A 13,737-nucleotide genomic window follows, 5' to 3' on the forward strand; every position below is an offset into this window, starting at 1 on the left:
AAGGCCAGCACGTTGTTGCCGTGGCCGCCCACCAGCGGGCGCGGGCCGGGCCCGGCAGAAGCAGTCGAGCATGGCTCGACTCTACAGGAGCAGTCGGGCATGACCTTGGTCATGCGGCAATCACCGGGCTGATTGGCTACCATTGACGCCCCGTCGCACGCGCGACGGCATCCAGCCACGCCGCGCCCGCGGCCCCGCCAGACACTCCCCTCCCCCGCTGCCCGTGGTGCTGACAACGCGCCGATGGGCCCGCACGTCCCTGCGCGCGCAGGGCGCAGGATGCCCCATGTCTGTCGCCGAAACTTCCCGCTTCCGTCGTGCCCGCCCGCTGCTGGTCGTGGCCGCCATCGCCCTTGCGGCCGGTATCGCATGGTGGGCGTGGCCGCGCGCCGAAGCGACCGTGGCCGAAGGCCCGGGCAAGACGGTGCCGGTACGTGTGGCCCGTGCCAGCGCCGAACCGCTGCAGCTGCGCCTGAAGGCGGTGGGCACCGTCACTCCGCTGCACAGCGTGGTAGTACGCAGCCGCGTGGATGGCGAACTGCTGCGCCTGCACTTCCAGGAAGGACAGCAGGTGAAGGCCGGCGACCTGCTCGCGCAGATCGACCCGCGCCCCTATGAAGTGAAGCTGGCGCAGGCCCAGGGCACCCAGCAGCAGAACCTGGCCGAACTGGAAAACGCCGAGCGCCAGCTGCAGCGGTACCGCGAACTGCAGAAGCAGAACTACGTGTCCGGGCAGGAACTGAGCGACCAGCAGAGCAAGGTGCGGCAGCTGCAGGGCCGCCGCATCAGCGACCAGGCCTCGGTGGATGAAGCGCGCCTGCAGCTGCAGTACACCCGCATCACCGCGCCGGTCAGCGGTCGCGTCGGCCTGCGCCGGCTGGATGTCGGCAACCTGGTGCTGGCCAGCGATACCGAAGGCCTGGTGACCCTGGCGCAGACCGCACCGATCAGCGTGCTGTTCACCGTGCCCGAACCAGAACTGCCGGCCCTGCTCGACGCCGTGCAGGCCCAGGCCAGCCTGGCCGTGGAAGCGTGGGACCGCGGTGAGAGCAAGGCGCTGGCGCAGGGCACCCTGTCCAGCGTCGACAACCGCATCGACACCGCCACCGGCACGCTGAAACTGCGCGCGCAGTTCGACAACGCTGGCCTTGCCTTGTTTCCCAACCAGTTCGTCAACGTGCGCCTGCAGCTGGGCGAACACCCGGCGCTGCTGATTCCCGATGCCGCCGTGCAGTTCGGCAGCCAGGGCAACTACGTGCACATCGTGGACAAGAACAACAAGGCACAGCGCCGCACCGTGGTGCTGGGGCCGGCCGATGAGGGCCGCGTGGCCGTACGCTCCGGCCTGCAGGCCGGCGACCAGGTGGTGATCGAAGGCATCGACGGGCTGGAAGACGGCACCATGGTGGAGATCATCGCCGAACCCGGTGCTGCAGCGAAGGCGGCCAAGGCTGGCGCATGAACCTGTCGCGTCCGTTCATCCTGCGCCCGGTAGCCACCACGCTGCTGATGGTGGCGCTGCTGCTGTCCGGCGTGCTGGCCTATCGGCTGTTGCCGGTAGCGGCGCTGCCGCAGGTAGATTACCCGATCATCCAGATCACCACGCTGTACCCGGGCGCCAGCCCGGAACTGACCACACGCACGATCACTGCACCACTGGAACGCCAGCTTGGGCAGATTCCTGGCCTGAAGCAGCTGTCCTCCACCAGTTCCGGCGGTGCCTCGGTCATCACCCTGCAGTTCGGGCTGGAGGTGGCACTGGGCGTGGCCGAACAGGACGTGCAGGCGGCGATCAACGCCGCCGGCAGCTTCCTGCCCGACGATCTGCCGGTACCGCCGGTCTACCGGAAGGTCAACCCGGCTGACACGCCCATCCTCACCCTGGCGGTGACTTCGCAGGCGCTTGCGCTGCCGCAGGTGCACGACCTGGTGGACACGCGCATCGCGCAGCGCCTGGCGCAGTTGCCCGGGGTCGGCCTGGTCAGCCTGGCCGGTGGCCAGCGCCCCGCCGTTCGTATCCAGGTAAACCCTGCCGCGCTGGCGGCCAACGGTCTGGGCATGGACCATATCCGCACCGCGATCGCCGCGGCCAACGTCAATCTGCCCAAGGGCAGTTTCGACGGCCCGATCCGCGCGGTGATGCTCGATGCCAACGACCAGATGCGCAGCGTGGAGGAGTACCGCGCGCTGGTGCTGGCCTGGCGCGAGGGCGCCCCATTGCGGCTGGGCGATGTGGCCACCATCACCGATGGTGCCGAAAACCGGCAGCTCGCCGCCTGGAGCGGTACCATGCCGGCGGTGCTGGTGAACATCCAGCGCCAGCCCGGCGCGAACGTGATCGCCGTGGTCGAACAGGTGCGGACGCTGCTGCCGCAGCTGCAGGCAACGCTGCCGGCCGGCGTGCAGATGAACGTGCTGAGTGACCGCACAGAATCGATCCGCGCGTCCGTGCGCGGGGTGCAGAAGGAACTGGTGCTGGCCATCGGCCTGGTGGTGCTGGTCACCTGGGTGTTCCTGCGCAACCTGCCGGCCACGCTCATTCCCAGCGTCGCGGTACCGCTGTCGCTCATCGGCACCTTCGCGGTGATGCTGCTGGCCGGCTATTCGCTCAACAACCTCACGCTGATGGCGCTGACCATCGCCACCGGTTTCGTAGTGGACGATGCCATCGTGATGCTGGAAAACATCGCCCGCCACCTGGAAGAAGGCGAAAGCCCGCGCGAGGCAGCACTGAAGGGCGCGGCCGAGATCGGCTTCACCCTGGTCTCGCTGACCGTCTCGCTGATCGCGGTGCTGATCCCGCTGCTGTTCATGGCCGATCTGGTCGGTGCGCTGTTCCATGAGTTCGCGGTGACGCTGGCGGTGGCGATCGGCATTTCGCTGCTGGTGTCGCTGACATTGACGCCGATGCTGTGTGCGCGCTTCCTGAAGCCGCATGCGAAGGGGTCGGATCCCGCCAGGGCTCCGACCCCGAACAAGGATGTCTTCGACCGCATCATCGCCGTCTACGACCGCCAGCTGCAGTGGGTACTGCAGCGCCAGCCCTTGATGCTGCTGGCCACCGTCGCCACGCTGGCGCTGACCGTGGCACTGTACTTCGCCGTGCCCAAGGGCTTTTTCCCGGTGCAGGATGCCGGCCTGGTGCAGGGCATCAGCGAAGCACCGCAGGCGATCTCCTTCCAGGCCATGCGCGAGCGCCAGCAGGCACTGGCAGCGGCCATCGAAGCCGACCCGGCCGTGGCCAGCGTATCGTCCTACATCGGCGTGGACGGCAACAACGCCACGCTCAACACCGGGCGCCTGCTGATCGAACTGAAGGCGCATGGCGACCGCGATGGCGCGGCTGTGGTGATGGAACGGCTGCAGCAGCGCGTGTCGAAGATTCCCGGCATCACCCTGTACCTGCAGCCGGTGCAGGAGCTGGGCATCGAAGACCGCATCAGCCGCAACCAGTACCAGTTCACCCTGACCACGCCGGAACAGCGGATGCTGGAAGCCTGGACGCCGAAGCTGCTGCAGGCCCTGCGCCAGCAGCCGGCGCTGCGCGATGTGGCCAGCGACCTGCAGATGCAGGGCCGGCAGGCGCGGGTGAACATCGACCGCGATGCGGCGGCGCGCCTGAACGTGAGCGTGGAAGCCGTGGCCGATGCGCTGTACGACGCCTACGGGCAACGACAGATCTCCACCATCTTCACCCAGGCCAGCCAGTACCGCGTGGTGCTGGAAGCCGATCCGTCGCGCCAGCCCGGGCCCGATGCCATCAGCGGCCTGCGCGTGCGCAACAGCGACGGGCAGACCGTGCCGCTGGGCGCGGTGGCGCGGGTGGAACTGGGGCCGGCCGCCCTGCTGCGCAACCATGTCGGCCAGTTCCCGGCAGCGACGCTGTCGTTCAACCTGGCACCGGGCGCGTCGCTGGGCGAAGCCACCGCCGCCGTCGAAGCGGCGCGTACGCAGATCGCCCTGCCCGACAGCATCGAACTGCGCCTGCAGGGCGCGGCGGCGGCGTTCAGCAGTTCGCTGTCGTCCACGCTGTGGCTGATCCTGGCCGCGGTGGTGGTGATGTACATCGTGCTGGGCGTGCTCTATGAAAGCTTCGTGCACCCGATCACCATCCTCTCCACCCTGCCCTCGGCCACGGTGGGTGCGCTGGCCGCGCTGTGGGTGAGCGGGCGCAGCCTGGACCTGATTGCAGTGATCGGCATCGTGCTGCTGATCGGCCTGGTGAAGAAGAACGCGATCATGATGATCGACTTCGCGCTGGACGCGCAGCGCACGCGTGGCATGGCCCCGCGCGAGGCGATCCACCAAGCGGCGCTGCTGCGCTTCCGGCCGATCCTGATGACCACGCTGGCTGCGCTGTTCGGCGCGGTGCCGCTGATGCTGGCCAGCGGCTCGGGTGCGGAACTGCGGCAGCCGCTGGGCTGGGTGATGGTCGGTGGCCTGCTGGTCAGCCAGGTGCTGACCCTGTTCACCACGCCGGTGATCTACCTGGCTTTCGACCGCCTGCAGCGCCGACGCACGTCCGTGATCACCACGCCCAACGAGGCGCGCGCGTGAGCCCGATCACACGCCTGGCCCAGGCCTGCGTGCAGCGACCGGTGGCGACGATCCTGCTGGCCGTGGCGCTGGTACTGGCCGGGTTGTTGGCGCTACGCCTGCTGCCGGTGGCGCCACTGCCGCAGGTGGACTACCCGGCCATCGAGGTGAGTGCCAGCCTGCCCGGCGCCTCGCCCGAGTCGATGGCCGCCACCGTGGCCACGCCGCTGGAACGCGCCCTCGGCAGCCTGCCCGGCATCTCGCGCATCGATTCGGCCAGCACCCAGGGCCAGACCTCGGTGGAGCTGAAGTTCGTACTCGGCCGCGACATCGACGAAGCTGCGCGCGAAGTGCAGGCCGCCATCAACCTGGCACGCGGGCAACTGCCCAGTGGCATGCCGGGCATGCCGCAGTATCGCAAGGTGAATCCCTCGCAGGCGCCGATCCTGGCGCTGGCGCTTACCTCGGACACGCTGCCGCCGGGCCAGCTGTACGACCTGGCGTCCACCGTGCTGGCGCAGAAGCTCTCCCAGGTGCCGGGCGTGGGCGAAGTGCAGGTGGGCGGCAGTGCACTTCCCGCCGTGCGCGTGTCGCTGGACCCGAATGCGCTCACCCACGCCGGGCTGGCACTGGAAGACGTGGCCCAGGCCATCGCCCGCGCCAACGCGGTGCGCCCGCTGGGTGCGGTAGGCGATGAGCGCCAGCAGTGGCAACTGGAAGCGCCGCTGCAGCTGCGCCAGGCCGCGCAGTACCGCGAACTGGCGTTGAAGGTCAGCGACGACCGCACCCTGCGCCTGGGCGATGTGGCCGCCGTGGCCGATGGCGTGGAAGACCGCTACGCCAGCGGCTTCCACAACGAACGCCCAGCGGTGCTGCTGATCGTCAGCCGCCAGCCCGGCGCGAACATCATCGCCACCGTCGATGCCATCCAGGCGCAGCTGCCGCAGCTGCACGCGCTGCTGCCGCCCAGCGTGGACATGCGCCTGGTGATGGACCGCTCGCCGGTCATCCGCGCCACCCTGCATGAAGCCGAACTGACCCTGGTGCTGGCCATCGCCCTGGTGGTGCTGGTGGTGCTTGCCTTCCTCGGCCACTGGCGCGCCGCGCTGGTGCCCAGCGTGGCCATCCCGGTGGTGCTGTTCGGCACGCTGGCGCTGGTGGCGTTGATGGGTTTCTCGCTCAACACGCTATCGCTGATGGCCCTGATCGTCGCCGCTGTGCTGGTGGTGGACGATGCCATCGTGGTGCTGGAAAACATCGCCCGCCACCGCGAACTGGGCGCCGACCGCTGGCAGGCCGCCGTGCGCGGCGCGAGCGAGGTCGGTGCCACGCTGCTGTCGATGAACGTGGCGCTGGCGGTGGTGTTCGTCTCCATCCTGTTCCTTGATGATTTCGTCGAGCGCCTGTTCCGCGAGTTCTCGCTGACCCTGGTGGCGGCGATGGGCGTGTCGGTGATCGTTGCGCTCAGCCTGGTGCCGATGCTGTGCGCGCGCCTGTTCGTGGATGATGCGCAGCCGCCCTCGCGCTGGCAGCGTGGCAGCAACGCGCTGTTCGAGCGCGTACGCGAAGCCTATCTGCGTACGCTGCAGGCCAGTCTGGGCCGGCTGCGCTGGCCGCTGCTGGCGTTTGTGGCGGTCATCGCGCTCAATGCGTGGCTGTTCCAGCAGGTGCCCAAGGGTGTGGTGCCCAAGCAGGACACCGCACAGCTGCGCGGCTTCGCGCGTGGCGACGATGGTCTCTCGTTCCAGGCCATGCAGCCCAAGATCGACGCCTACCGCAAGCTGCTGCTGTCCGACCCGGCCATCGAAGACATCATCGGCTATATCGGAGGCAGCAACGGCGTCAACAACGCCTTCATCATGATCAAGATGAAACCGCTGTCCGAGCGCAGGGTGTCCAGCCAGCAGGTGATCGACCGCCTGCGCGCACGCCTGCCCACGCTGCCCGGCGGCAACCTGTTCCTGTGGGTGGACCAGGACATCCGCCTGGAAGGTGCCGGCAGCAGCGGCCAGTACGAGTTCCAGCTGCTGTCGGCCGACATGGCGCCGCTGCGCGAGTGGGCGCCCAAGGTCGCCGCCGCGCTGCGCACCCTGCCCGAGCTGGTGGACGTGGAAGCGCAGGGCGAGGCCGGCATGCGCCAGGTGGTGCTGGACATCGACCGCGAGGCCGCCGCGCGCCATGGCGTGGACCTGCGCACCGTGGCCAACATGCTCAACAACTCCTTCAGCCAGCGCCAGGTTGCAACCCTGTACGACAGCCTCAACCAGTACCGGGTGGTGATGGAGCTGGACCCGAAGCACACCCAGGACCCGGGCACGCTGGCACGCCTGCAGGTAGTCGATGGCAATGGCCAGCGCATTCCGCTGTCGACCATCGCCAGCTGGCGCTACGGCATGGCGCCGGACCGCATCTACCACAGCGAACAGTTCGCCTCGATCTGGATCGAGTTCGCGCTGGCCCCCGGTGTGGGCCTGGAACAGGCCACGCAGGCCATCAATACCGCGATGGCCAAGCTGATGCTGCCGCGCACGGTGCAGGCCAAGCTGTCCGGCGAGGCCGGCGGCCTGGATCAGTTGCGTTCGCGCCAGCTATGGCTGGTGCTGGGCGCCACCCTGGCGGTCTATCTGGTGCTGGGCATCCTGTACGAAAGCTTCCTGCAGCCGCTGGTGATCCTGTCCACCCTGCCCTCGGCCGGCATCGGTGCGCTGCTGGCGCTGTGGGTGTTCGGCAACGAGCTGAACCTGATCGCCCTGCTGGGGTTGTTCCTGCTGGTGGGCGTGGTGATGAAGAACACCATCCTGCTGGTGGATTTCGCCCAGGCCGGCGAGCGGCGTGGACTGAGCGCGCAGGATGCAGTGATGGAGGCAGCGAGGCTTCGCCTGCGTCCGATCCTGATGACCTCGCTGGCGGCGCTGCTGGGTACCTTGCCGCTGATGCTGGCCAATGGCGAGGGCTGGGAACTGCGGCAGCCGCTGGGCATCGCGATTGTCGGCGGGCTGCTGGTGAGCCAGTGGCTGACCCTGTACACGACCCCGGCGATGTATCTGGCGCTGGCGAGGGTGCGGGCGAAGCAGTGAATGCGAGCGGCTCATCCACGCATGGCGTGGATCTACTGCGTCAGTCGAGCACCGCTCGACGCTACAAAAACCGGCATCACCACCCCGGCGATGTACCTGGCGCTGTCACACTTGCGCAGCGCCAGGCGCATCGCCGGTGCGGACGGGCCGGTCTCCAACTCCGACCGACCCTGATCGCGGCCGCACCCCCGCAGGCGCTGGCCGCCATCCACACACGTGCCGCATTCAAGCGGCTTCGGACACCTTTACCTCACGGCGGGCGCGCACGGCAGCGGCCAGGCGCTCCAGCACCTGTACGGTAGTGTCCCAATCAATGCAGCCATCGGTGATGCTCTGGCCGTAGACCAGCGGCTGGCCTTCCACCCTTTCCTGGCGGCCGCCCACCAGATGGCTTTCCACCATCACCCCGACGATGCGCTGTTCGCCATCTTCCAGCTGGGTGGCGATATCCTCGATCACCTTCGGCTGGTTGTCCGGGTTCTTCAGGCTGTTGGCGTGGCTGGCATCGATCATCAGGCGCGTCGGCAACGTGGCCTTGGCCAGCGCCTGGCACGCGTCGGCGACGCTGGCTGCATCGTAGTTCGGCTGCTTGCCGCCACGCAGGATAACGTGGCAATCCGGATTGCCAGCGGTCGATACAATGGCTGTGCCACCCTGCTTGGTGACCGACAGGAAGTGGTGCGGGTTCGATGCAGCACCCACCGCATCGGCGGCAATCCTGACGTTGCCATCGGTGCCGTTCTTGAAGCCCACCGGGCACGACAGGCCCGATGCCAGCTCGCGGTGCACCTGGCTTTCGGTGGTACGCGCACCGATGGCGCCCCAGGCGACCAGATCGGCGATGTACTGCGGCGAGATCACATCGAGGAATTCGACACCGGCCGGCAGGCCGAGCTTGTTGATGTCACGCAGCAGGCCGCGTGCGATGCGCAGGCCCTTGTCGATCTTGAAGCTGCCATCCAGGTCCGGATCGTTGATCAGCCCCTTCCAGCCCACCGTGGTACGCGGCTTTTCGAAGTACACGCGCATGACGATTTCCAGTTCGCCGGCCAACGCATCGCGCAGGGGCTTCAGGCGCTGGGCGTATTCGATGGCGGCGTGCGGGTCGTGGATCGAGCACGGGCCCACCACCACGGCCAGGCGGTCGTCACGGCCATGCAGGATCTCGTGCAGGGCCGCGCGCGAAGCGCTGACGGTGTCGGAGGCTTCATCGTCACACGGCAGCATCGCCAGCAGCTGTGCTGGCGGTGTCAGCGGTTCGATGGTACGGATGCGAAGGTCGTCGGTGTGCGGGGGCATGGGACTGGTCTCTACGGAATGTGGGGGTCCGCAGCGTGGCGACATGAAAAAAGCCGCCAGGTTCGCTGGCGGCTTTCGGGAATGCGTCTGAAGGTTTCTTCAGGGTGAGCGCAGTCCTTCCTCCGCCGGGGGCTTCGGAAAGTAATACCAATAAAAGTTGGCGTGGGCTGCGGTCATGGGGTGTATTGATAGCACAGCTTCTGCGCCGTGCAAAATGTTTCATCGGCAACTGCGGGGGCGGTTCAGGCGGGGCGCGCCTCAGCGCTTGCCGTGCACTTCCACATCCAGCAACAGGCCTTCATGGATGTCCACCCAGCGCTCCACCACGCGGTCCAGTTCCTTCCGGGCCTCGTCCAGCTGCTCGGGGTTGAGCAGGGAGCGCGCCGTGTAGAGATCGGAGACGAGCTGCCGCAGAGTCGATTCCAGTATGGCCACCGACGGCCCTTCCAGCCCCGGCAACTGCAGTGCCGGGCTGTCGCCAAGGGTTCCGTACAGCGTGACCTGGAGCTTGCTCTGCATGATCGACTTCCCTGCGGGTGGACATGGGCAAGGGTCATGTTTACCCGGAATCGGTGACAGGCGCACGTGCCAGTCGCTGCGATCCAGCCAGCAACTGCGGCGGAGGCTTGCCGGCAGACCGTAACGCAGGACGCGGACACTCGACGCTACCGAACCTGCGTTGCCTGGTGCTGCCTGTCTGCGTGGAGCACCTCCTCCACGCATGGCGTGCATCTACCAGGTAACGTCAGGGCTGCAGCGTGGCCAGATCGTGCAGGTGCTGCGGCATCGCATCCATTCCGCCCAGCGTGTTCGTGGTGGTGAAGTAGTCGTGCCAGCCGGTGGCGCTGATGCTGGACACCAGCGCATCGGCGTCGGCGCGACTGGCGCACTTCCAGACGGCGTAGAACTGCTCGCCGCTGCCATGGGGGACATCGTGCGCAATGCGGCCCATGGCCAACGGCGTGATGCGCTCTGCGTCGAACTGCTGCATGCCGGCGCCGATGCGCGCGAAGAAGCCTTCTCGCTGTTCGGGCGGCAGTGCGGCCCAGGCAGGGGTGGAGGTGTAGTGCTCGATGAGGATGTGCGGCATTGGGGCCTTCCTTGGGGTGATAGGGTTGGAGCGTCCGCCGGGCATGGCCCGGCGCTACCCGGAGATGCGCGTCCGCCGTGCATTTCCCGGCGCGGTGAGAGAGCGCTGGGCGCGCTTCCGGATGTAGGCGTTTGCTGCGCTGCTGTGGTGGCGCTGCCAGCGCGTGCAGAGATCGCGCACCCACTCCGGCTGGGTCTTGCTGGCATCGTTGAGCCAGTTGCCCACGGAATCCTGCACGTAGCGTTCAGGGTCGTTGGCAAGGGCCTCCAGCAGCGGCAGGGCATGCTGGGGTTGTTGCTTGAAGACTGCGATGTGCGTGGCCCAGACGCCGCGTGGGCGCAGGGCTTCGCAGGCGAAGCGGCGCAGGTGGGGCGAGTCTGCATCGGTCCACGGCAACAGCAACTGCAGTGCCTGCAAGGGCGCCGCGACGACATCGGCGCGCACAGCCAGCCACGCCCATTCGCGCACGCCGAAGTGCGGGTCATCGGCCAGGGGCCGCAGAGGTGCAGCTTGTAGGGCATTGCCAATGTGGCATCACTGCCGATGAGGTAGCAGGCCCAACCGCGTACCGTGTCTGAGGGGTGGGACAGCCAACGCGTGGCATCGCTCTGCCCTGTTTCGCGCAGTAGTGTTGCAGCCAGGGCCATGCGCTGTGTGATGCCCTTGCTGGCGGCTTCGCGCATGCGCTGCAATACGTCCTGCGGCGGCGCCGCTACGGTCTGCAGCAGTGTTGCGAAATCGACGGCAAGGCACTCGGCCAGATGCGTGCTGGCCGCCTTGCCGGTATCCAGTTCACGCTTCCGCGTGGCGCTGATGACGGCACTCATGACGGCGCCCCGCAGCCACTGTCGGTGTGCTGCCAGACCTTGGTCAACAGCCGGGAGAGCTGTACCTGCTCGCTGGCATCCAGGCCGTTGAACAGCCCGCCGATCCACTGTGTGTGCTGGTTGAACAGATCTTCGGCCAGGCGTTTGCCGCGCGCGGTCAGCACGACCTGCAGGCGGCGACCGTCTTCGACATCGGCCTTGCGTTGCAGCAGGCCCTCGCGCTGCAACCCGTCCAGCAGACCGCTGATGGTGGCGCGGGTGACGCCTGCGCGGTCGGCCAGTTCGTGCGGGGGCAATGTGCCGCCGGCGCCCTGCAGCAGGAACAGCACGATGAAGCGGCCTTCGCTGAGACCGTGCGGTGCCAGGCGGATGGCGCAGTCGCGGTCGATGGCGCTGGACAGGGACAGCAATTGGAAGCACAGGCGCAACTGGGCCAGGTTGGCGTGGCCGCGGCGGGTGGCTTCACCGATGAGGGCGGTGTGTTTGGCTTCCAGCACTTCATTCATCGATATGATTAGGCGGCTAATCATATCCAGGCATGGATGGATGTTGCAAGCGGAGCACGGAGATCCATCCACGCATGGCGTGGATCTACGGGTTGATGCTCAAGCCGCGCTTTCAAAGAACATCAGGTAAACCAGCCGGCCATTCCCGGCGCAGTCACCGAAGGCGCGGCCAGCGGTGTGCCAGAACCAGGGGCGCAGCAGCACCAGCCGATTGAAGCGCATGGGGATGGTCATGGTCGGCTCCCAGGCGCTTTCATCGTTGCTGTCACGCTCGATGATGTCGCGGTGCATGGCTGCGCCATCGGCATAGCCCAGCGCGGCCAGTTCGGTGGGATTGAGCGCCATCCGATCGGTACGGGTGCGGCGGTGGCGGAAGAATTCGGTGCCCCCCTGGCAGTGCTCGGGCGCACTGAGGTAGAGAATGCCCGACCAGTGCGAATGATCGGTATGCACGCGGGCGCGACCCTCGTCATTGGCCAGGGTGAGTCGGAACTTGCCGTGTGACTGCAGCGGCTGCACCGGCCGCAGCGGCTCGTTCAACAGTCTGGAGGCGGCATCTGCAAGGCCCTGCATCTCCAGCCGCTGCAACGAATTGCGGCCCGGGAATGCGCCATCCTGCGCGGGATAGTCCAGGCCCAGGCCGGCGCGGCGCAGGCCGTGGGCATCAGCCGGGGAAAGAAAGTCGTCGACGACGAGGAACGAAGTAGGCATCGCAGGAGGCTAGTACCGGCGCGTTGCGGCGGCAAGGCTTTGTGCAGCATGGATGCGACCTGGGTTTACGCCGCTTTGCCGCCGGGCGCAGTATAAAAGCCGGACACTCGCTTTTCTGGACCCCAGCATGACCCCTTCGCAAGCTGATGCCGTTGCCACCGCCGTGATGCACCCGGATGAGCGACGCGCCGAGATCGCCGCGCGCCAGCAGGCCGAGGCGCAGAAGCTGCAGCGGCAGCGCAGGGCCGTGGCCATCGGTATGGTCGGGATGGTGGCCGGTGCGTTGATTGCCTACTCGTCGGGCCTGCCCTGGGTGAAGGGGCTGTTGTATGGCGGCGTGCCGACCTTGTTCATTGCGCAGGTCTGGCTGGAACGGCGCGCGTTGCGCGGTTGATTGCGCGCGCGGTTCATCCACGCATGGCGTGGATCTACTGTGGGATGCATCGCGTGGTTTCATTCACGTATCGCGTGGGATGTGTCGCGCGGTTCATCCACGCATTGCACGGGATGCACCCACAAAAAACCCCGCCTTTCGGCGGGGTTCTTCATTGCATCGGTAACGCGGGGACTTAGAAGTCCATGCCGCCCATGCCACCCATGCCGCCCATGCCACCGGCGCCGCCCATGGCCGGCTCGTCCTTCTTCGGAGCTTCGGCAACCATGGCTTCGGTGGTGATCATCAGACCAGCAATCGAGGCAGCGTTCTGCAGCGCCGAACGGGTCACCTTGGTCGGGTCCAGGATGCCGAACTGCAGCATGTCGCCGAACTCGCCGGTGGCCGGCGTTGTAGCCGAAGCTGCCGGTGCCTTCCTTGACCTTGTTGATGATGACCGACGGCTCTTCACCGGCGTTGGCGACGATCTCGCGCAGCGGCGCTTCCATCGCGCGCAGGGCGATCTGGATGCCGTGGTTCTGGTCTTCGTTGGCACCCTTCAGGCCAGCCAGTGCGGTGACCGCACGGACCAGGGCCACGCCGCCGCCCGGGACCACGCCTTCTTCAACGGCTGCACGGGTCGCGTGCAGGGCGTCGTCGACGCGATCCTTCTTTTCCTTCATTTCGATTTCGGTCGAGGCGCCAACCTTGATCACGGCAACGCCGCCGGCCAGCTTGGCCACGCGTTCCTGCAGCTTCTCGCGATCGTAATCGGAAGAGGTGTCCTGGATCTGGGTCTTGATCTGGCCCACGCGTGCATCAACGTTGGCCTTGTCGCCCACGCCGTCGATGATGGTGGTGTTTTCCTTGGAAACCTGCACCTTCTTGGCGCGGCCCAGGTCCTTGATCGTGGCCTTTTCCAGCGACAGACCGACTTCTTCGGAGATCACGGTGCCGCCGGTCAGCACGGCCATGTCTTCCAGCATCGCCTTGCGACGGTCGCCGAAGCCCGGGGCCTTGACGGCCACGACCTTGACGATGCCACGGATGGTGTTGACCACCAGGGTCGCCAGCGCTTCGCCCTCGACTTCCTCGGCAACGATCAGCAGCGGCTTGCCGGCCTTGGCGACGCCTTCCAGCACCGGCAGCAGATCACGGACGTTGGAGATCTTCTTGTCGTGCAGCAGGATGAACGGGTCATCCAGGTCAGCGGTCTGCGACTGCTGGTTGTTGATGAAGTACGGGGACAGGTAGCCGCGGTCGACTGGCCATCGGCGTGTCCATCGGCTTCATGCTGCGGCTGATCTTCGAAGCCGGT

General features: G+C 67.1%; 9 protein-coding genes and 2 pseudogenes. 4 read left to right on the forward strand and 7 right to left on the reverse strand.

Annotation, left to right across the window (positions count from 1 at the left end):
* Positions 1–286 precede the first annotated feature (286 nt).
* From ACQKDV_RS13820 to ACQKDV_RS13830, 3 genes are read left to right on the forward strand one after another with little or no spacing between them, the layout of a single operon-like run.
* A complete protein-coding gene (locus ACQKDV_RS13820; RefSeq protein ID WP_427784385.1) occupies positions 287–1,462 on the forward strand; it encodes an MdtA/MuxA family multidrug efflux RND transporter periplasmic adaptor subunit in 1,176 nt (391 codons plus the stop codon).
* The gene (locus ACQKDV_RS13825) at positions 1,459–4,557 is read left to right on the forward strand and encodes a multidrug efflux RND transporter permease subunit (protein WP_427784387.1); all 3,099 of its coding nucleotides are present in this window, start codon (positions 1,459–1,461) and stop codon (positions 4,555–4,557) included. The genes ACQKDV_RS13820 and ACQKDV_RS13825 overlap by 4 nt, the downstream gene beginning before the upstream one ends.
* Positions 4,554–7,613 (forward strand): efflux RND transporter permease subunit, encoded by a 3,060-nt coding sequence (locus tag ACQKDV_RS13830; protein ID WP_427784389.1) that lies wholly within the window; start codon positions 4,554–4,556, stop codon positions 7,611–7,613. Before ACQKDV_RS13825 ends, ACQKDV_RS13830 begins: the two co-directional genes overlap by 4 nt.
* Positions 7,614–7,838: 225 nt before the next feature.
* Here ACQKDV_RS13830 and ACQKDV_RS13835 read toward each other — a convergent pair whose 3' ends face one another.
* The 6 genes and pseudogenes from ACQKDV_RS13835 to ACQKDV_RS13860 all read right to left on the reverse strand — a co-directional run bounded on the left by ACQKDV_RS13835 (position 7,839) and on the right by ACQKDV_RS13860 (position 12,046).
* Complete coding sequence (locus ACQKDV_RS13835) at positions 7,839–8,912, reverse strand: 3-deoxy-7-phosphoheptulonate synthase (protein WP_427784391.1); 1,074 nt, start codon at positions 8,910–8,912, stop codon at positions 7,839–7,841.
* A gap of 258 nt (positions 8,913–9,170) precedes the next feature.
* Entirely contained in the window at positions 9,171–9,431 is a 261-nt protein-coding gene (locus tag ACQKDV_RS13840; RefSeq protein WP_427784392.1) for a hypothetical protein, read from the reverse strand.
* Between the two features lie 226 nt (positions 9,432–9,657).
* Positions 9,658–10,002, reverse strand: a complete 345-nt coding sequence (locus ACQKDV_RS13845; protein WP_427784394.1) for a DUF6616 family protein — start codon at positions 10,000–10,002, stop codon at positions 9,658–9,660.
* A 54-nt stretch (positions 10,003–10,056) separates the two neighbouring features.
* Positions 10,057–10,829: pseudogene (locus ACQKDV_RS13850) on the reverse strand (DNA alkylation repair protein).
* Positions 10,826–11,326, reverse strand: a complete 501-nt coding sequence (locus tag ACQKDV_RS13855; protein WP_427784398.1) for a MarR family winged helix-turn-helix transcriptional regulator — start codon at positions 11,324–11,326, stop codon at positions 10,826–10,828. The pseudogene ACQKDV_RS13850 and the gene ACQKDV_RS13855 overlap by 4 nt, the downstream one beginning before the upstream one ends.
* Before the next feature lie 108 nt (positions 11,327–11,434).
* Positions 11,435–12,046 carry a DUF6445 family protein gene (locus tag ACQKDV_RS13860; RefSeq protein ID WP_427784395.1) on the reverse strand — a complete coding sequence of 204 codons (612 nt, stop codon included), beginning with the start codon at positions 12,044–12,046 and terminating at the stop codon, positions 11,435–11,437.
* Positions 12,047–12,173: 127 nt separating this feature from the next.
* Here ACQKDV_RS13860 and ACQKDV_RS13865 point away from each other — a divergent pair, with 127 nt between their 5' ends.
* Positions 12,174–12,440 (forward strand): hypothetical protein, encoded by a 267-nt coding sequence (locus ACQKDV_RS13865; RefSeq protein WP_427784396.1) that lies wholly within the window; start codon positions 12,174–12,176, stop codon positions 12,438–12,440.
* Between the two features lie 175 nt (positions 12,441–12,615).
* Here ACQKDV_RS13865 and groEL read toward each other — a convergent pair.
* Positions 12,616–13,681, reverse strand: a pseudogene (gene groEL, locus ACQKDV_RS13870) (chaperonin GroEL); the annotation flags it as partial.
* Positions 13,682–13,737 lie beyond the last annotated feature (56 nt).

This window comes from Stenotrophomonas sp. NPDC077659 (genome assembly GCF_050268705.1).
In the GTDB taxonomy this organism is placed as follows: Bacteria; Pseudomonadota; Gammaproteobacteria; order Xanthomonadales; family Xanthomonadaceae; genus Stenotrophomonas.